Below are 18,907 nucleotides of genomic sequence, written 5' to 3'. Positions count from 1 at the left end.
GGGCCGGTCCGGCCCGCCGCGGGCCCGTCAGAGGCCGGCCGGGCCGGCGCACTCCAGGGCGGCGCGGATCTCCTGGGCGGGATCGCCCGCGTGATAGGGCCGTTCGCTGGACTCGATGTTGTCGAGGAACTCCTGATACCGCACGGCGTACGACAGGTGCGCGAGCGGGCCGCCGAGGGCGAGCGCGCGGACCGGGTCGGAGCCGGGGACGCGGGCCGACCACGCCTCGGCCCAGAAGCGGGCCACCCGCGCTGCCCGCTCTCCGTCGGGGGTGAAGTCGCGCATCCGCAGGCCGTCCAGGACGGGGTGCCCGAAATGGCTGTCGGCGAAGTCCACCATGACCGCGCGCCGCCCGTCGGATCTCACGTTGCCGGGATGGAAGTCGCCGTGCACCACGGTGTGCGGCAGGCCGCACGCCTCCAGCGAGGCGATCAGCGCCGGCAGCCGTCCGGCCAGCCGCCGGGCCGAGGACAGCTCGCCGGGGCTCAGCTCCGCGGCCGCCGCGCCGTCGAGCAGCTCGTCGACCATGCCGGCCAGGACCCGCGGCGTACGGTCGGGCAGCCCGGCCGGGACGCCCTCCGCCCGTTCCGCGATCGCCGCCTGCGCGGCGACCAGCCGGTCCACCGCGTCGCGGACGACGTCATCGGGGGCGTCCCAGCAGTCCACACCGGGGACGTGGTCCAGCAGCACCCTGCGGCGCGCCGGATCCGCGGCCACCACGGCCGGCACGGACTCCGGGGCCACCCGGGCGAACGCCCCGATGACGCTCGCCTCGCAGGCCGCGAACCCGGGAGTGGTCTTGAGCCAGACCGGGCCCCGCGCGGTCGGGATCCGGAACAGCCCGGACAGGTTCCACGTCTTCACCTGTCCGGCCGGCCCGCTCGGCGGCCGGCCCGAGGCACGGAGTGCGGAGTCCGCCCACTCCAGCGCCTCCCGCACGCCCGAGGCGGTGGCCCAGTCGGCCCGCCGGGCGGCCGGGCCCACCAGGTCGCCGGAGCCGGCGGGCCAGGGGGACGGCAGCTCGCGGACGGGAGGCCGCAGCGCCTCGACATGGTAGGTCACGTGCCCGTCCCGGGCGCCCTCGCCGCCGTCGACGGTGAGCAGGCGCAGCACCGCCACCGGCACGCCGAGCGCCGGCTCCAGGTGCGAGACGACCGGCCCGACATCGGCCCACCAGGGAGTGTCCACCGGGAACGGGCCGACGGCCCCGAGCCGCCGGCCGTCCACGGTCACCAGCGCACTGACCGTACGGCCCGCCATCTGATCCATCAGGTCAGTCTGCTGGCCGGGGTGGCCGGGGGCGAACGGTTTTCCGGGGTGCCGGCCGTAGGGCCCGCCGTTCGATCTGCGGGCGGAGTTGTGGGCGGTTCTCCGGGGTGCCGGCCGTACGGCCTGCCGTCCGACCCGTCAGGCCGGTCTGCCGTGTGGGGTGGTGGGCGGTTCTCCGGGCGTGGCCGGGCCGTTCAGCTGGTCGGCTCCTTCCGCACCGCCGCCTCCTCGGCGGCCGCCTGCTTCTCCGCCTGGGCCCGCCGCTCCGCCCACTCCTGCGCCCGCTCGTCCGGTGTGGGCTCCTTGAGGCAGGCCGGGGGCGTCCCGTCTTCGGTCCAGGTGGCGTTGACGTTGGAGGCGTTGACCGGCTGCATGTCCGCGGCCACGTAGATCGCCAGGGCGAAGGCCATCACCACCAGGAACATCACCGCGACGCCCGGGAAACCCCCGATGGCCTGGGCCCCCTCCCAGGCGACCGCCCCCACCAGGGCGGACACCGGCAGGGTGAGCAGCCAGACCGCGGCTATCCGGGCCGCCGTACCCCACCGGATCCTGGCGACCCGCCGGCCCACCCCCGAACCCAGGATCGAGCCGCAGCACACGTGGGTGGTCGACAGCGGGAACCCGAAGTTCGACGCGGCGAGGATCATCGCGGCCGAGGACGCCTCGGCCGCGAACCCCTGCGGGCTGTTGATGTCGGTCAGCCCCTTGCCCACGGTCCGGATGATCCGCCACCCGCCGACGTAGGTCCCCAGGGCCATCGCGGTCGCGCTGCTCAAGATCACCCATGTCGGCACGGTGGCGCCGTCGCCGATCGCGCCGTCGGCGAGCAGCGCGAGCATGATGACGCCCATGGCGTTCTGGGCGTCGTTGGTGCCGTGGGCCAGCGACACCAGTGACGCCGAGCCGACCTGCCCGATCCGGAACCCCCGGCTGCGGATACGCGGCGGCACCTTCCTGGTGGTCCGGTGGACGAGGTAGGTGCCGACGGCCGCCGTGAGTATGGCCGCCAGCGGTGAGAGGACCGCCGGGACGAGGATCTCCGAGACGATCCCGGCGCTGTGGACCGCGGAGGAGCCCGCCGAGACGAGCGTCGCCCCCACCACCCCGCCGATGAGGGCGTGGGAGGAGCTCGACGGCAGGCCGAGATACCAGGTCACCAGGTTCCACACCAGCCCGCCCGTCAGGCCGGCGAAGACGACCGTCATCGTGATCGCGTCACTGGACACGATCCGCTCGGCGATCGTCGCCGCCACCTTCAGCGACAGCAGGGCCCCCACGAAGTTCAGTACGGCCGACAGCGCGACGGCCAGATGCGGCCGCAGCGCCCTGGTCGCGATGGACGTCGCCATCGCGTTGGCGGTGTCGTGGAAGCCGTTGGTGAAGGCGAAGACCAGCGCCGTCGTGACCACGACGGCCAGCAGCAGCGGGCCCACATCCATAACGTGCCCCTGATCGCCTCCGGCGATCGATAATCCATCCTTCCCGTAAAAATTCAGAACCCCTGGTGACGGCGCGGGTGAACCTTACGGGCCCGTGGGCGGTTCGGCGGTTCAGTGGATCAGCTCGTAGGCCGCGGGCCTGACCTTCCGGGTGCGCGCCCAGTATTCGAAGGTGAAGCCCGGCCAGACCGTCCGGTTCACGCCGTGCTCGTCCAGGTACCAGCTCTTGCAGCCGCCCTCGTTCCAGACCAGCTCGTGCAGGCGGTCCTGGAGGCGGTCGTTGAACTCACGCTGGACCTCGGGCCGGACGTCCAGGGCCCTGGCGCCGCTCCTCGACAGCAGGCGCAGGCAGTCGATCACGTAGCGGACCTGGGATTCGATCATGAAGACGACCGAGTTGTGGCCCAGGCCGGTGTTGGGGCCGAGCAGGAAGAACAGGTTCGGGAACCCGGCGGTGGTGATCCCGTAGTAGGCCTCGATGCCGTCCTGCCAGGCTTCCTGGATCTTCCGGCCCGCCCTGCCGATGATCCGCTGCTCGTTCAGCGCGTCGGTGACCTTGAATCCGGTGCCGTAGACGATCACGTCCACCTCGATCTCCCGGCCGGTGGAGTCGATGATCGAGTTCTCCCGGATCTCGGCCGCGCCATCGGTGATCACTTCGACGTTCTCCCTGCTCAGGGCGGGATAGTAGTCGTTGGAGATGAGGATGCGCTTGCAGCCGATCGTGTAGTCGGGGGTCAGCTTGGCCCGCAGCCCCGGATCGGGGACCTGCCTGGCCAGGTGGCGCAGGGCCATCGTCCGGTGCGCCTTCATCAGGCGCGGGTCGACGGTGAAGCCGAGCGCGCGGGTCTCCAGCGCCCAGTAGATCGAGTTGCGCAGCGCCCGCGCGGCGCCGGGCAGGGCGAGTGCCCTCTTCATCCGGGGTGAGATGGGGAAGTCGGGTTTGGGCTGGATCCACGGGGGCGTCCGCTGGAACAGGTGGAGCCGGGAGGCCTGCCCGGCGATCTGCGGCACGAACTGGACGGCCGAGGCGCCGGTGCCGATCACCGCGACCCGCTTGCCGGTCAGGTCCACCGAGTGGTCCCACTCGGCCGAGTGGAAGGAGGGGCCCCGGAAGCTCTCGCGGCCCGGGATCTCCGGGAGCGAGGGCACGTGCAGCGCGCCGATCCCCGAGACCACCGCGTTGGTGGTGAAGGTCTCGCCGTCGCCGGTGCTGACCCGCCAGTGGTTGGCGCCGTCGTCGTACTCCAGCCCGACGACCTCCTTGCCGGACCGGAGGTGCGGTGCCAGGCCGTACTTGGCGACGCAGGCCCGCATGTAGTCCCGGATCTCGGTCTGCGGGGAGAACATGCGCGACCAGTTGGGGTTGAGCTCGAAGGAGAAGGAGTACATGTGCGAGGGGACGTCGCAGGCGCAGCCGGGGTAGGTGTTGTCCCGCCAGGTGCCGCCGATGTCGGCCGCCTTCTCCAGGATCACGAAGTCGTGGTAGCCGGCTTCTTTCAGCTTGATCGCCATGCCCAGCCCGGCGAAGCCGGAACCGATGATCGTTATCCCGGGATGCGTGCTCATACGGTCTCCCTGCTGAGTCTCCTGACGGCGCATGGGCGTGGAGCCTCCTGACGTGCGGCCCGGCCGGTGGCGAGGGCGTTCCGTTTTATTGGACTCGCCGTCTAATGTAATCGGCGGATCGTCGCGCCGTCCACACCCCGCGCGGGTGAGCCGCCTCACACCGACCGGTCGGTATGAGACATCCCCAGGGAACGCGAAAAGCGCCGAGGGCGGTGCCGTCGGCGCTGTCGGTCGTCCGGTCCTTAGAGGATCAGGTATGCGGCTATGGCGGCGATCACCAGCACGGCGACCGCCACGGCGACCGGCACGGCCAGCGACCGCTTCTGGGGCGCGGCCTCGGGCTCGCTCCGCTGGGCGAACGCGCGGAACTGCTGGGTGTTGCCGGCCGGGTCGATCTGGGGTTCAGACATGGGACGACTTTAGCGATACGCAGTGCTCCCCGGCGCCGATTTGTGCCACTTTCGCGGAGGGCCCACAGCACGTCGGCCTGTTCTCCGCGCGGGGCACGAGACGCCTGGGACCTGTGGCGCGGGTGAGGCGCGGTACTGGGGACAGGACCGCCGACCGGGGCGGATAGCGTGGTGTCATGCTCCGGATCCTGTTCTCTCCTCGCGTGCTGGCGCTCCACCTGCTCGCGATCGGAGCGCTTGTCGTGTGCGGGCTGCTCGGACGCTGGCAGCTCGGCGTCTTCGAGGACTCCGGCAAGCCCCACGCGACGCGGGACCCCGCCCCGGTGGCGGTCGGCACCCTCACCCAGCCCGGCAGGCACATGACGAGTGAGGCGGTCAGCCGCCGGGTGACGGCGGAGGGGACCTACGACCGGTCCAGGCAGCTCCTGGTGGCCGAACGGGACGGAGGGCTGTGGCTGCTCGCCCCGCTCGACCTCGGCGACGGCACCTCGATCCCCGTCGTGCGCGGCTGGGTGCCCCGGGCCGACGATCCGGCGGCCGCCGTACCCGAGGGCAGGGTGACCGTCACCGGGCGGCTGCAGCCCTCGGAGGCCACCGACAGCGTGCAGCGCCGCACCCGCCGGCTGCCGCAGGGGCAGGTGCTGACCGTCTCGTCGGCCGAGCTGGTCAACCTGTGGCAGGGCGCGAAGCTGCGCGACGGGTTCGTGGTGGCCGCCACGCAGTCCCCGCCCCCGGCCGTCGCGGCCAAGCCGGTGAGCGTCTCCCCGCCGACCGAGGCCGGCGGCCTCACCTGGCGCAACCTCGCCTACGCCGCCCAGTGGTGGATCTTCGGCCTGTTCGCGGTGTTCATGTGGTGGCACTTCGTCCGCGACATCCTGCGCGGCCGTACGGCGGAGCAGGGACAGGATCAGGAGCAGAAGCCCGGCCCCGAACCGGCCGCCGCCTGAGGCCGCATATCGTTTCAGTGTCCGAACCCCAAGACCGAGGTAGATGACCGTGGAATCCGCCCTCAAGCCCTTCCGCATCCTGGCGTACGTCGTCGGCGTGATGCTGCTTGTCCTGGTCACGTGCATCGTGCTCAGATACGGCTTCGACATCGAGGGCCCGTCGAAGGTCGTCTCTCCGATCCACGGCTTCCTCTACATGCTCTATCTGGTGGCCGCGATGAACCTCGGCATGAAGGCCCGCTGGTCGTGGCCGTATGTCGTGGGCGTGATGCTGGCGGGCACCGTGCCGCTGCTGTCGTTCGTGTTCGAGCGCAAGGTCACCCGGCGCGTGGAGGCCGAACTCGCGGCCGCCCCCGCCTGATCGTCGGCCCGGAGCCCGCCCGGCGGGCTCCGGGCCGGGCGGGCTCCCGCCGGGTCAGCGGCCCAGGCCGCGCCTGCGGGCCCGCTTGAGCCGCTCGCGCTGGGACGGGTCGAGCATCATGTATCCCACGACCGGGGCGGCGACGACGCCCAGGAGGACCAGCAGGGTCAGCCAGCCGGGCAGGATCAGCCAGGCCACGACCACGGCTATCCCGGCACCGATCGCGTATTTCTGGACGGGCGACATCGTCAACATCCTCCGAACGCGGAGCCGGCGCCCCGCCTGGTGTCATTCTGCGTCGTCCGTTCAACGTGTGGGCCCGCCGCCATGGTTCCATCCGAGATATATCGTGATTATCCGGCCGGGGACGGGGGTGTCGTGGCACCGCCCCTCAACTGGTCCGCGCGCACCCAGGTGGCGTGGAAGCCGAGCGGCACGCGCCGGGGCAGGACGATCCGGGCGAGCGGCCCGGCGGCCAGGTCGGCGGCGTGCAGGATCTGCACCTCGGAGGTGCCCTCGCGCTCGTCGGTGACGAAGCTGACCAGATAGCCGTCGTCCTCGGCGGTGGAGCCCTCGCGCGGGGCGAACGGGGCCTCGCTGCCGTAGCGGTGCTCGCCGTAGTGGTAGGTCTCCTTGGCGCCGGTCACGTTGTCGTAGCGGACCAGGCCGTCGAAGAGGTTGGTGTCGGCGTCCTTGACCGAGACGTTGTAGGCGTAACGCGACCTGTGGCCGGTCCGGCGGACGTCGATCGACGGGAACTCGGTGTTGTGGTCGGGGTCGACGTACTCCTCGTGGGTCCGGCCGGTGCGCAGGTCGAAGCGGTAGCGGTACATCCTGGCGTCGAGCTTGAGATAGGAGACCATCCGGGCCAGCGGGCTCCCGCTCCCGGCGGGCGCGGGCCGCGACACCCGGCACACGTCCATGATGATCTCCTCGCCCTCCTCCCACGCGTTGACGACGTGGTAGATGTAGCAGGGCCGGGCCTCGAACCAGCGGATCTCCTCCGCCCGGCCGCGGCGGGGGATGATCCCGAAGCGGGCGGGCAGCCCGCGGTCGAAGGTCAGCTTGTAGCGGCCCTGCCGGGCGGCGTCCATGTCCTGATGGAGCGGCAGGTCCATGAGGACCGCGTGGCCGGCGGTGATCGCCATGTCGTGCGGCAGCCGCGCCCCGGGGAGGTCCAGCTCCACGCAGTGCTCGACCCGGCCGCCGGCGCCGACCACCCCGTAGCGCAGGTAGGGCCGGCCGGGCCCGTAGTCGAACCAGAACAGCTCCCCGGTCCGCTCGTCCACCTTGGGGTGCGCCATGAAGTCGCCGGTCAGGGTGTCGAGGAAGGTCTCGACGCCCAGCGTCTCCAGGCTGAGGGGGTCCATGCCGTACGGCGCGCCGCACAGGTACCAGGTCGCGAGGACCCTGCCCCGGTGGAAGACCAGATCGGTGTTGGCCGAGTCCTTGAGGTTGAGCCCGCGGGTGTTGCCGGCCGGGTTGCCCTTGGGGTTCTCCATGACGCCGGTCCACAGCGACCTCCCGGCGGCCGACTCCGCCTCGAACGCCCTGGTCCGCACGTAGCGGTTGCGGTATCGGGCCCTGCCGTCCTCGAAGTGCACGGCGTGCACCATGCCGTCGCCGTCGAACCAGTGGTAGCGCCCCTTCATGGGGAAGCGCGCGTTCGGCCCGTTACGCAGGTAGACGCCGTTGAGATCCTTCGGGATCTCTCCGATGACCTTGAGGTTCTCGGCCGTGATCTCCTCCTGGACCGGGGCGTAGACCCCCAGAAGGTATGGATTCGGCTCCCCGGACTCGTCGATGACCACCACAGGCTCCGCCATATCCGGAAGCTACGATAGGAGAAGTCAGCCCGTCAACGGCCGTTCCGCCCGGGTCATTCCGTCACGGAGTGAGCCAAACTGTCTAACACAAGATCGAGTTGGTCGGTCCGGCATGCTTCGCCGGCGGATCCGAGTGGGCAGCGGAGGATGGATCGTGAGCGGCGCTGAGCGGAAGACGGCGCGAGCTGAGCTCAGTGCGATCGGACAGGCTCTGGCGATCCTGGGAGACCGCTGGGTGCTGCTCATCCTGCAGCGGGCGTTCCTGCTGCGGATCCGGACCTTCGCCGGATGGCGCGACGCGCTGGGGATCTCCGAATCGGTGCTCGCCGGCAGGCTCAAGGAGCTGGTCGGTCACGGCATCTTCGAGCTGGCGGCCTACCGGGACGGGCGGACGCGCCACGAATACCGGCTGACGGAGCGGGGCCTGGCCCTGTGGACGCTGTTGGTGGCCATCCACTCCTGGGAGCGGGACTGGGCGGACCGCAGGCGGCTGCCGCCGCTCCGGCACGAGCTGTGCGGCCACGCCGCCGAGCCGTACCTCGGGTGCGGCGCGTGCCTGCGGCCGATGAGCGCCCGCGACACCCGCACCGAACCCGGCCCGCTGGCCACCTTCTCCCGGATCGGCCCGCCCCGCCGGCACCGGCGCACGGTCCGCCCCGGCGCCGCACCCGACCTGATCGGCTACTGCCCGGACTCGATGGAGATCCTCGGAGACCGCTGGAGCACCGCGATCCTGGCCGCCGCCCTCCTCGGCACCCGCCGCTTCGTCGACTTCCAGTCCAGCCTCGGCCTCGCGCCCTCGGTCCTCACCGACCGGCTGCGCCGCTTCGTCGAGCTCGGAGTCCTCGACCCGCGGCCCGACGGCTCCTACCGGCTCACCGACAAGGGCCTGGCCTTCTTCGAGGTCTTCGCCTTCCTGGTCGACTGGGCCCAGCGCGAGTTCCCCGCCCCCGAGGGCTCGGCCCTGGCCATCACCCACACTCCCTGCGGCGCCGCCCTCGACCCGGTCCTGCTCTGCGCGGCCTGCGGCCGGGCGCTCCGGCGCCGCGAGGTCCGCTCCGTCATGGACCTCTGAACGGAGGCGGCGGCCATGGGTCCGCCGTGCCGGAGCCCGCTCCTGACATCCCGCTCATGCCTTTAGGGTCGCCTTTATGCGTTTTGGAGTGCTGGGACCGGTGACGGCCTGGACCGACGCGGGGGAGGTCGTGACGGTCCCCGGCCTGAAGGTCCGCGCGCTGCTCGCCGATCTGCTCGCCCACGAAGGACGGGTGGTGTCCGCAGACCGGCTGGTCGACGACCTGTGGGGCGACGGACCGCCCGCCAACCCGGCGGCGGCCCTGCAGGTGCGGGTCTCGCAGCTGCGCCGCGCGCTGGAGGATGCCGAGCCGGGCGGGAAGGACCTGGTGGTCTCGCGCGCTCCCGGCTACGCGCTGCGGGCCGGCCCCGACGCGGTGGACGCCGGCCGCTTCGCGCGGCTGGTGGAGGAGGGGGAGCCGGCCGAGGCGCTGGCGCTGTGGCGCGGGGCCGCGTACGCGGATTTCGCCGACGCCGAGTTCCTGCAGCCGGTGATCGCGCGCCTGGAGGAGGCCCGGCTGGCCGCCGTCGAGGAGCACGCGGAGGCCAGGCTGGCCGCCGGCGAACCGGTCGAGGTGGCCGAGCTCGTGGCCGCGCACCCGCTGAGAGAGCGACTGCGCGCCGTACACATCCAGGCGCTGTACCGGGCGGGACGGCAGAGCGAGGCCCTGGCCAGCTACGGCGAGCTGCGCGAGCGGCTCGCCGCCGAGCTGGGGCTCGACCCGTCGCCCGAGCTGGCCGAGCTGCAGGCGCGGATCCTGCGGCAGGACCCCGCACTGAGCGGCAGGACCGAGCGGCCGGTGACGAACGTGCCCGCCCCGGTCGGCGAGCTGATCGGGCGCGGCGAGGCGGTGGCCGAGGTGCGCGCCCTGCTGGAGGCGGGCCGGCTGGTCACTCTCACCGGCTCGGGAGGCGTCGGCAAGACCAGCCTGGCGCTGGAGGTGGCGCGGCAGGTGGCGGGCGCGCACCCCGACGGCGCGTGGCTGGTCGAGCTCGCCCCCTACGACCGGAACACGCCGTCGCTGGCCGAGGCCGTGCTCGTCGCCCTCGACATCCGCGAGGACTCCGCGGGCGTCCTGCCGCGGCTGGCCGACGCGCTACGCGGGCGGCGGATGCTCCTGGTGCTCGACAACTGCGAGCACGTGGTGGACCAGGCCGCCGAGCTGACCGAGGCGCTGCTGCGCTCGGCGCCGGGCCTGCGGATCCTGGCGACCAGCCGCGAGCCGCTGAACGTGGCCGGTGAGGCGCTGTGGAGCGTGCCCGCGCTGGAGCTGCCCGAAGGGTCGGAGCTGCGCACCGTGGCCAAGGCCGACTCCGTGCGGCTGTTCGTGGCACGGGCGACCGCTTCGGCCCGCGGGTTCGCGCTCGACGCCCGCAACGCCGAGGCGGTCGCGCAGCTCTGCCGCAGGCTGGACGGCATCCCGCTGGCGCTGGAGCTGGCCGCCACCAGGGTCAGGGCCCTGGGGGTCCAGGAGCTCGTGGCCAGGCTGGACGACAGGTTCCGGCTGCTGGCGGGCTTCCAGCGCGGGGCTCCGGCGCGCCAGCAGACGCTGATGGCCATGATCGACTGGAGCTGGACGCTGCTCACCGACCCCGAGCGGATCGTGCTGCGCCGCCTGGCCGTGCACGCCGACGGCTGCACGCTGGAGGCGGCCGAGGCGGTGTGCGCCGAGGCCGGCGTCGACGTGCTCGACGTGCTGGCGCAGCTGGTCGACCGGTCGCTGGTGGCGGTCGTGGACGGGCCGTCGGGGGTGCGGTACCGGCTCCTGGAGTCGGTGGCGGCCTACTGCCTGAACCGGCTGGAGGACGCGGGGGAGACCAGGCGGGTACGGCAGGCGCACGTCGACTACTACACGGCGCTGACCGTACGGGCGGAGCCGTGTCTCCGGGGGCCCGAGCAGGTGCGCTGGATGCGGCGGCTGGACGCCGAGGCCGCGAACCTGCGGGCCGCCCTCGACGCCGCCCCGGCGGCCGACGCCCTGCGGCTGGTGAACTCCCTGGCGTGGTACTGGTTCCTCCGCGGCCGGCTCGGCGAGGGGCTGCGCTCGCTGGAGTCCGCGCTGGCCCTCGGACCCGACGGGCCCACCGCCGACCGGGCGAGGGCGCGGGCCTGGCACGCGGGGTTCGCCCTGTCGCTGGGCCAGGACGTCGACTGGGAGCCGGCCCTGCGCCTGGCCGAGCCGGGCGAGCGGGCCAGGGCTGAGCTGTTCGTCGGGCTGTGCGTGGCCGACCCGGCGTCCTCACAGGCGCTGGTCGACAGCGCGCTCGCGACCTTCTCCGAGGTCGGCGACCGCTGGGGCACGGCGGTGGCCCTGAGCCGGCACGCCCGCGACGCCTTCACCCGGCGTGACCTTGAGGCCCTGGAACGCGACGGCGGCCGGAGCGCCGAGATGTTCCGGGAGCTGGGCGACCAGTGGGGCCGGTTGCAGGCCACCGAGTGGCTCGGCGGGCTGGCCGAGATCCGCGGCGACTACGAGCGGGCGAGCACGCTGTTCGCCGAGGGCCTGCGGACGGCCGAGGAGCTCGGGCTGTGGCCCGAGGCCGTGCGGCGGCTGTCGTGGCTGGGCTGGATCGCGATGAACACCGGCGACTACGGGCGGGCCATGGAGCACTGCGGGCGGGCGCTGCGCCTGGCCACCGGGCAGGGCTACCGGGAGGGGCAGATCTTCGCCGAGATGGGGTACGGCTACTCCGCCCGCCGGGCCGGCCTGCTGGAGGTGGCCGAGACGCGTCTGGGCCACCTGCTCGACGGCGTCCCGCGCGACGGCGAGCCCCCGCTGTTCCTGCCCTCGGCCCTGGCCGAGCTGGGCTTCGTCCATGAGCTGCGGGGCGACGCCGAGGGTGCGCGCGAGCTGTTCCTGGAGGCGTTCGCCGCCGCGAGGAGGGTCGGCGATCCCCGCACGACGGCGTTCGCCGTCGAGGGCCTGGCGGCCGCCTCGGCGCCCGAGGAGTGCGCCCGGCTGCTCGGCCTGGCCGCCTCGGCCAGGCGGGCGCACCGGACCCCGGCCTCCCGCTCGGAGGAGGACGAGGTGCGGCGGATCACCGCCGGGGCGATGGACGCGCTCGGGGAGGAGGAGTTCGCCGCCGCCTACGCGCGCGGCTCCGAGCTGACCTTCGACGACGTGGCCTGAACCGCCAGGTGCTCGGCCAGGCGGTCGAAGAACTCCAGCCAGCCCGCCCTGGCCTGCTCGGCGTGCTCGGCGTCGGTGTTGACCCCGAACTGGTGGAAACGCATCGTCGTGCCGTGCTCGTGCTCCTCCAGCGTGAGGGTCGCCACCGAGGCGGGCCCGTCGCCGGGGTCGTCCGGGTCGCCGGTGGTGAAGACCAGCCGGCCCGGCCCGGCGACCTCGCGGTAGACGCCCCGCAGCGTGACCTCGAAGCCCTCCTCGCCGACCAGCGTGGCCTCCCAGGCGCCGGCCGGGCGGACGTCCAGCACGACCCGGTCGGCCGGGGTGGTGAAGACGCGCGGGCCGAACCAGCGGGCGAAGCGCTCCGGCTGGGTCCAGGCGGCGTACACCTGCTCGCGCCGCGCCGTGAAGTCACGGACGATCTCGTACTCGGCGGTCTCCATCTGGTCTTCTCCCTCAGGGCTTCGCGGATCGCTTCCGACGGGATCCACAGTGCCGGAGGCCCCTTACGATCCCCTTCCGCTCCCCTTAAGGGCCGGCGCGCGGGCCCGGAACCGGCCGGCCCGGCGGTGTCCCGACGCCTCCAGCCCCGCCGGTCGCCGGCGGCCGCGCCGTGGCTCAGCCCTTGCGGGTGAGCGCCCCGACCGCCCAGCCGGCCGCGGTGCGGGCGCCCTGCCTGATCTCCTCCTGCGGCTCGCCCGACAGCCGCTGGTACTGGATGTCGATGATCAGATTGTTGACGCGGACGACCACGGTCGCGCCGTAGCCGTAGTTGGTGACCTCGCCGGCGAACGCCTCGTTCCCCAGCCCCTCGACCCTGCGGGGCGGGGTCTGGGTGCGCCCGTCCTTGGTGCCGGCGGTGCGGGTGCCGGCGGCGAAGCGGCCCGCGAACGCCCGGGTGGCCTCGGCCGCCGCCGGATACAGCTTCGCGGTGACGGAGAGCTGGCGCTGCAGGGACGAGGGGGCGGAGGAGTCGGCGGTCCCCCACATGCTGCCGTCCCCCCATTCGCTGGGGTCGGCCACCTCCAGCCGCGCCATCTGCTCCGCGGTGAACAGCCTGTCCAGCCGGGGCGTCCTGGCGAAGGGGCCGGGGTCCACGTAGGGCGCCGGGCGGACCGCCGGAGCCGGTGCCGGGGTGCCTGACATGCTCCACACCACCGCTCCGCCGGCGAGCGCGAGCACGCACGCGACGGCGGCCGCGACGAGGACGGGCCCGCGGCGTGACCTCCTGGGTCCGGGGGCGAGGTTCTCCAGGGACAGGCGGACGGAGGTGGCGTCGGGCCGGTGGGCGGGGTCGGCCGACAGCAGGCCCTCCACCAGCGGGGCCAGCGGGCCGGAACCGGTCGGTCCGGCGGCGGGGGCGGCCACCGGCATCCCGTCCGGCATGCGGGGGACGGTCTGGGAACCGGTGTCCGGGGCCCGCCCCTCGATGGCCGTGAACAGGGTGGCGCCCAGGTCACGCAGGTCGCGCAGGTCGCCGGTGGGCACGGGGGCCGCCACGCCGGTCAGCACGGTCCGCCCGTCAGGGGTGAGCAGCACGGTCTCGGGGGTGGCGGCGAGGTGGATGCCGCGCTCGTGGGCGGCGGTCAGCGTGTCCAGCACGCGCAGACCGACCTCGGCCGCGCGCTCGGCCGGCAGCGGCCCTTCGGAGCGGACGGTCTGGAGCAGCGAACGGCCCTCGACCGACTCCAGGACCAGCCACATCCGGTCGGGGGCGGAGATCACGTCGTGGAGGGTGGCGACGCCCGGGTGCCGGAGGTCGGCGGCGGCGCGGATCTGGCCGAGGAGCCAGTCGCGGTGGGGGCCCGGAGGCGGGAGCCGTACCTCGGCGATCGTGACGTCGCGGTTGAGCAGCTCGTCACGGGAGCGCCAGGTGGTGCCCGCGCGGTCGCGGCGCTCCAGCAGCCGGTAGCGCCCGGCGAGCAGGTTCGGATCGGTCATGACCGCGGCTCCGGCGCGGACGTCTCAGTCACGGCTGTTCAACTCCTCGGCGACCTGGCGCGCGACGTGGAGGGCGTGCCTGCGCAGCTCCGTGCCGGCGCGCCTGCCCTTCTCCGACACGTTGGCCTCGATCAGCAGGTTGCTCACCCGGAAGCGGACGACGGCGTGGACCCGGTCCAGGGCGGTGACGTCGTAGGAGAACGCCTCCGCCCCGACCCGGCCGACGTTCCTGAGCGGGCTGACCGACCCGATGGGGCCGGTGCCCGCATCCGCCCTGGTCCTGGTCCGTTCGGCGGCGAAGAACTCGTGGGCCGCGTCGGGGGCGCTCCGGCCCGGCACGGGCGCCTGGTGGGTGAGGGAGACGCGGATCTGGCGCCCGCCGGCCGAGCTGTCCCAGACGCAGTACGCCTCCCGGTCCTGTTGGGCCGGCATGTCCATGGGCGTCGCGCCCGGCACCACGGCCCGGCTCTGGGCCCCGGTCAGCAGGGTGCAGGGTTCCGGGGCGGCGGTGAAGCGCCCGGCCCGGGGGTCGGGCGCGGTGGGAGAGGCGCCGGGCGCCGCCTGGCCTCCCGAGACCGTCACGAGCACCACCGCGGCCGCGGCCGCCGCCGCGGCCACCCCCGCCCCGACGAGCCACCCGGTACGGCGGGGCCGGGACGGCGCCGCCGGCTCCGGCGGGGCCTGCGGGGAGAGCGGCCCGGCGGGCAGCCCCTGGGCGACCCGGTGCAGCGCCGCGCGGAGAACGGCCTCTCCGGGGCGCTCCCGGGGGTCCTTGGCCAGCACCGCCAGCAGGACGGGGGTCAGGCCGTCCGCCCGCGAGGGGATCGGGGTCTGCTCGGTGAGCACCGCGCCGAGGGTGGCGACCGGCACGCCGCGCTGGAAGGGGCTGCGCCCCTCGACGGCGGTGTAGAGGGCGGCGCCCAGGGACCACAGGTCGGCGGCCGGGCCGTCACCGGTGCCGCGCAGCCGCTCCGGGGCCATGTATCCGGGGGAGCCGACCAGCGCGTCCGGAGAGGTGAGCTGGACGTCGCCCTCCAGCGTGGCGATGCCGAAGTCGGTCAGCAGCACCCCGCCGTCGTGGGCGAGCATGATGTTGGCCGGTTTCACGTCGCGGTGCATGATGCCCCGGCTGTGCGCCAGGGCCAGCGCGTCGAGCACGGCCAGGCCGATCGCGGCCACCCGCGGCGGCGGGAGCGGCCCGTCCTCGCGGATCGCCTGGGCCAGGGAGCGGCCCCGGATCAGGTCCATCACGATCCACGGGCGGCCGTCCTGGGCGATGACGTCGTGCACGGCCACGATGGACGGATGGCCCAGCCGGGCGGCGGCGCGGGCCTCGCGGAGGGTGCGCTCCCGCAACTCGGCCCGCTGCGCCTCGGGGAGGCTCGGGTCGAGCTTGACCTCCTTGATCGCCACCTCGCGGTGGAGCAGCTCGTCCTGGGCACGCCAGACCACGCCCATCCCGCCCGCGCCGAGCCGCTGCAGTGCCCGGTAACGGCCCGCGAGCACGGGCAGCGGCAGCTCAGCCATCGGTCTTCAGGGACTGGGTGAGCCAGCGGGCGACCTTCTGGGCCCCCTCCGCGATCTTTCCGTCCCGGTCGTCCTTGACGCCGCCCCGCTCGTAGTCGACCTGGGCGATCAGGTTGCCGGTCCGGAAGACCACGGTCACCTTGTAGGAGCCGCCGTAGAGGTTGATCGAGCTGTAGCCGGCCGTGCTGAACGCCTCCTCGCCGATCCCCTTCAGGGTCTGGGGCGGCGCGGGCTTCGGCGTCGCGAACTTGCCCCTCTCCACGGAGTCGGTCCTCTTGCCGGCCAGATACTCCTTGGCCCGCTGGACCCCGGAGGCGTCCGCCTTCTGGGCGACCAGCCGTACGCGCAGGTCGAACTTCTCCGGGCCGGGCTTGCGCCAGTCGTGCTGGTTGAGCCAGTCGCATGCGGCGGGCTCGACCTCCGAGCTCCGGAAGCCCGGCACGACCTCGTCCGCCTGCTGGTCGTCGAGCAGGCTGCAGGCGCGGGGAGCTGCGGCGAACAGGCCCTTGCCGGCGGCGACGGGCTCGGCGGTGGGGCCGTCCCCGCCGGAGCCGCCGGGCGGCGAGACCAGCAGGAAGCCGATGGTCGCCGCCATGCCGACGACCAGGACGCCGGTCAGCGCCACGATCGGGCGGGGCACGAGCACCCCGGCCCGCTGCCTGGAGCGTCCGGCCGGGTCCGTGGGCTCGCCCGACGCCGGGGCGGCGGCGAGCGCGTCGCGCGGCCCGGCGGAGGCGGGGACGAGCTCCCGCGAGGCGGGGGCGCCGGGGGGCGCCTGCCGGGGGTCCGGGACGGGAGGGACGGGAGGGATGGCCGACGGATCGGAGGCGGGCCGGGGCGGCATGGTGTCCGCCGAGTCGAAGGGGGGCGGCTCGGCGGGTGCCGAGGCGCCGGGCCGCGCGTCCGCGGGGCCGGACGGCGCGTCCGGGGGGTTCGACAGGGTGCCCGAGGGGGACAGCACGTCCGGAGGGCCCGGCAGGATGGCCGAGGGGGACAGCGCGTCCGGGGGAGACGGCGCGCCGGCGGAGTCCGGCGACGGGCCCAGCAGGTCCGCGGGGGCGGCCAGCACGTCCACGGGGAACGGCGCGCCTGCGGAGGCCGGCGGGCCCGAGGGGGACGGCGCGCCGGCGGAGACCGGCGACGGGCCCAGCAGGTCCGCCGGGACCGGCGGGTCCACGGGGGCGGCCGGCGTGCCCCCCGGGGCGGGGGGCAGCGGGGCGGGGGCCTCACCGCGATTCTGGGAGACGCCGAGCAGGATGTTGCGCAGGGTCCCGGGCTCAGGCCGCTGGGCCGGGTCGCCGGAGAGCAGCTGGAACAGGATCGAGGCGAGCGGGCCCGCGCTGTCGAGGGATCCGCCGGGGGACGGCTGGCGGCCCTCGACGGCGGTGTAGAGGGTGGCACCGAGCGACCACAGGTCGGCGGCCGGGCCCGTCACGCCCTCGGGGGCGGTGAAGGTCGGGGACCGGAAGGTCGGCGCGCTCAGGATGATCTGGTCGTGCGGGCCGAGCAGCACCGAGCCGGGCCGTACGTCGCCGTGGAGCAGCCCCCGGGTGTGCACGGCCACGAGCTGGTCCAGCACGGCCAGGCCGACGGTGGCGGCCTGCTGCGGCGTCATCGGCCCGAGCCGCCCGATCACCTGCTCCAGCGAGGCCTGTTCCAGCACCGCCGGGCTCGGTGCGCCGGCGGGGGCCGGACCGGCGGCGGGCGCGCTGGCGTGCCTGCCCTGCGATCGAGGGACGTCTGGGTGGTTCATCGGGTCGCTTTCTGCTTGTTCAGCGCGTTCGCGATCCAGGTGGCGGCGGTGTGGGTGCCGGCCTGGATCGCGGGGCCGTCCTTGCTGCCGTCCACCACGGTGTAGCTGACGTCGACGACGAGGTTGTCGACGCGGAGCACCGTGTGGCTCTTCTCAAGCCTGCCGGTCTTGCGGTTCTCGTAGAGGTCGTAGCCGAACGCCTCGTCCCCGACCGGTTTGACCTCCAGCGGGCCGGTGGCCCGGGCCGACCGGGTCCCGGCCTGGATGCCCGACCAGCTCCAGGCGGTCTCCCCGTTGGGCAGGGTGCCGTTGCGCTGGTTGACGAAGAGCTCGTGGGCCTGGCGCGGGCTCTTGCCCCACTGCTTGCCGCCGCCCACCGGATACACCTCCAGGCCGATCCCGGAGGTCGTCCACTGGCAGCCGCCCTGGTTGGTCGGCTCTCCCCCGGTCTTCAGGGCCGGCAGGAGCTCCTTGACCCGGGCCGCCGGGACCAGCTCGCACAGGTCCACCGGGGTGGCGAAGACGCCCGGCCGCTCACTGAGCCGCGCCGGCGGGCCCGGGGCCGCGGGGCCGGCGGTCAGGTGGGTCACGCCCATGGCGGCCCCGATGACCGCCGCGACCGCCGCCACCTCGACGGCCGCCCACAGGGCCGTGCGTCCCCTGCGCGGGGCGGGCGCCGGAGGGAGGGGGACGGCCGGTCCGGGGCCGGACGGGAGGGGGAGCGCGGAGGACGGGTGGGACGGGAGGGGGAGCGCGGGTGCCTGGCGGCCGAGCGCGAGCTCCCGCAGGGCCTGGGCGACGGCGTCGAAGGACGGCCGCTCCTCGGGCCGGGGGGCGAGCATGAGCATCAGCAGCGGGCCCAGCGTGCCCGCCCGCTCCGGCGCCCTGGCCGGCTCGGTGAGCACCCGGCTGATCGCCGAGATGGGCGTGTCGGCCGGGTGCGGCGGCACGCCCTCGACGGCGAAGTAGAGCGTGGCGCCCAGGGACCACAGGTCGGAGGCGGGACCGCCGCGCTCGCCGCGCAGGCGCTCCGGGGCGATGTAGTTGGGCGAGCCGACCAGGCGGCTGGTGGGGTCGGCCGTCGCCTCGCCCTCGACCACGGCGATGCCGAAGTCGGTGAGGACGGCCCGGCCGCTCCGGGTGAGGAAGACGTTGCCGGGTTTGACGTCCCGGTGCACCACCCCGGCGGCGTGCGCCGCGGCGAGCGCGCTGAGGATGCCCACGCCGACGCGGGCCGCCTGGTGCGCCGGCAGCGGCTGCCTCTCGCGGACCGTCTGCTCCAGGGAGGCGCCCGACAGCAGCTCCATGACGAGCCAGGGCCGCTCCTGCTCGACGATCACGTCGTGGACGGTCACGATCGACGGATGCTTGAGCCGGGCGGCCAGGTTCGCCTCGCGGAGCGCCGCGGCGCAGGACTCCTCCCGCCGGGCGGGGTCGAGGTCCGGCGGGAGCCGTACCTCCTTGACCGCCACGTCGCGGCCGAGCACTTCGTCGGCGGCCAGCCAGACGGTGCCCATGCCGCCCTCGGCGAGGGGATTGAGCAGCCGGTAGCGGCCCGCTAACACTCGAGTGTCGATCCTGCTCACCCCGTTCGATGTCCCATCGCGGACAGAAACATAGCCACTTAGCGCTCTATGGACCAATGAATGACGATCATCGC

15 protein-coding genes are annotated in these 18,907 nt (G+C 74.0%); 4 read left to right on the top strand and 11 right to left on the bottom strand.

Features of this window, described 5'->3' with window-relative positions:
- Positions 1 to 27: 27 nt before the first annotated feature.
- The 4 genes from J2S55_RS09200 to J2S55_RS09185 form a co-directional block, all read right to left on the bottom strand.
- Positions 28 to 1,269 carry a phosphotransferase gene (locus J2S55_RS09200; RefSeq protein ID WP_306858743.1) on the bottom strand — a complete coding sequence of 414 codons (1,242 nt, stop codon included), beginning with the start codon at positions 1,267 to 1,269 and terminating at the stop codon, positions 28 to 30.
- A 194-nt stretch (positions 1,270 to 1,463) separates the two neighbouring features.
- Positions 1,464 to 2,711 carry an inorganic phosphate transporter gene (locus J2S55_RS09195; protein ID WP_306858741.1) on the bottom strand — a complete coding sequence of 416 codons (1,248 nt, stop codon included), beginning with the start codon at positions 2,709 to 2,711 and terminating at the stop codon, positions 1,464 to 1,466.
- A 111-nt stretch (positions 2,712 to 2,822) separates the two neighbouring features.
- Positions 2,823 to 4,280 (bottom strand): flavin-containing monooxygenase, encoded by a 1,458-nt coding sequence (locus tag J2S55_RS09190; RefSeq protein WP_306858739.1) that lies wholly within the window; start codon positions 4,278 to 4,280, stop codon positions 2,823 to 2,825.
- A gap of 242 nt (positions 4,281 to 4,522) precedes the next feature.
- Complete coding sequence (locus tag J2S55_RS09185) at positions 4,523 to 4,690, bottom strand: hypothetical protein (protein WP_306858737.1); 168 nt, start codon at positions 4,688 to 4,690, stop codon at positions 4,523 to 4,525.
- 176 nt (positions 4,691 to 4,866) lie between these two features.
- On the opposite strand from J2S55_RS09185, the gene J2S55_RS09180 reads away from it, so the two are divergent.
- Complete coding sequence (locus J2S55_RS09180; RefSeq protein ID WP_306858736.1) at positions 4,867 to 5,637, top strand: SURF1 family protein; 771 nt, start codon at positions 4,867 to 4,869, stop codon at positions 5,635 to 5,637.
- Between the two features lie 43 nt (positions 5,638 to 5,680).
- Positions 5,681 to 5,998 carry a DUF3817 domain-containing protein gene (locus J2S55_RS09175; protein WP_306858734.1) on the top strand — a complete coding sequence of 106 codons (318 nt, stop codon included), beginning with the start codon at positions 5,681 to 5,683 and terminating at the stop codon, positions 5,996 to 5,998.
- Between the two features lie 54 nt (positions 5,999 to 6,052).
- On the opposite strand, the gene J2S55_RS09170 is transcribed toward J2S55_RS09175, so the two are convergent.
- Together J2S55_RS09170 and J2S55_RS09165 are read right to left on the bottom strand one after the other, a co-directional pair.
- Positions 6,053 to 6,244: a tail-anchor membrane protein gene (locus J2S55_RS09170; RefSeq protein ID WP_306858732.1), complete on the bottom strand. Its 192-nt coding sequence runs from the start codon at positions 6,242 to 6,244 to the stop codon at positions 6,053 to 6,055.
- Between the two features lie 107 nt (positions 6,245 to 6,351).
- Complete coding sequence (locus J2S55_RS09165) at positions 6,352 to 7,824, bottom strand: carotenoid oxygenase family protein (RefSeq protein ID WP_306858731.1); 1,473 nt, start codon at positions 7,822 to 7,824, stop codon at positions 6,352 to 6,354.
- A 154-nt stretch (positions 7,825 to 7,978) separates the two neighbouring features.
- On the opposite strand from J2S55_RS09165, the gene J2S55_RS09160 reads away from it, so the two are divergent.
- The gene (locus tag J2S55_RS09160) at positions 7,979 to 8,899 is read left to right on the top strand and encodes a winged helix-turn-helix transcriptional regulator (RefSeq protein ID WP_306858729.1); all 921 of its coding nucleotides are present in this window, start codon (positions 7,979 to 7,981) and stop codon (positions 8,897 to 8,899) included.
- 76 nt (positions 8,900 to 8,975) lie between these two features.
- A complete protein-coding gene (locus tag J2S55_RS09155) occupies positions 8,976 to 12,029 on the top strand; it encodes an AfsR/SARP family transcriptional regulator (RefSeq protein WP_306858727.1) in 3,054 nt (1,017 codons plus the stop codon).
- Here the strand turns inward: J2S55_RS09155 and J2S55_RS09150 are convergent.
- The 5 genes from J2S55_RS09150 to J2S55_RS09130 form a co-directional block, all read right to left on the bottom strand.
- A complete protein-coding gene (locus J2S55_RS09150; protein WP_306858725.1) occupies positions 11,987 to 12,469 on the bottom strand; it encodes an SRPBCC family protein in 483 nt (160 codons plus the stop codon). The two genes, J2S55_RS09155 and J2S55_RS09150, sit on opposite strands and share 43 nt — an antisense overlap.
- A gap of 175 nt (positions 12,470 to 12,644) precedes the next feature.
- Positions 12,645 to 13,967, bottom strand: a complete 1,323-nt coding sequence (locus J2S55_RS09145) for a protein kinase family protein (RefSeq protein WP_306858723.1) — start codon at positions 13,965 to 13,967, stop codon at positions 12,645 to 12,647.
- A 24-nt stretch (positions 13,968 to 13,991) separates the two neighbouring features.
- A complete protein-coding gene (locus tag J2S55_RS09140) occupies positions 13,992 to 15,494 on the bottom strand; it encodes a serine/threonine-protein kinase (protein ID WP_306858721.1) in 1,503 nt (500 codons plus the stop codon).
- Positions 15,487 to 17,247, bottom strand: coding sequence for a serine/threonine-protein kinase (locus tag J2S55_RS09135; protein WP_306858719.1), 1,761 nt, complete (start codon positions 17,245 to 17,247; stop codon positions 15,487 to 15,489). The genes J2S55_RS09140 and J2S55_RS09135 overlap by 8 nt, the downstream gene beginning before the upstream one ends.
- Positions 17,244 to 18,833 carry a serine/threonine-protein kinase gene (locus J2S55_RS09130; RefSeq protein ID WP_306858717.1) on the bottom strand — a complete coding sequence of 530 codons (1,590 nt, stop codon included), beginning with the start codon at positions 18,831 to 18,833 and terminating at the stop codon, positions 17,244 to 17,246. The genes J2S55_RS09135 and J2S55_RS09130 overlap by 4 nt, the downstream gene beginning before the upstream one ends.
- Between the last annotated feature and the right edge of the window lie 74 nt (positions 18,834 to 18,907).

Origin of the sequence: Streptosporangium brasiliense, assembly GCF_030811595.1 — a bacterium.
Taxonomy (GTDB): Bacteria; Actinomycetota; Actinomycetes; order Streptosporangiales; family Streptosporangiaceae; genus Streptosporangium; species Streptosporangium brasiliense.
Note: the sequence above shows the minus strand (reverse complement) of the source record. Positions and strands in the feature narration are given on the sequence as shown.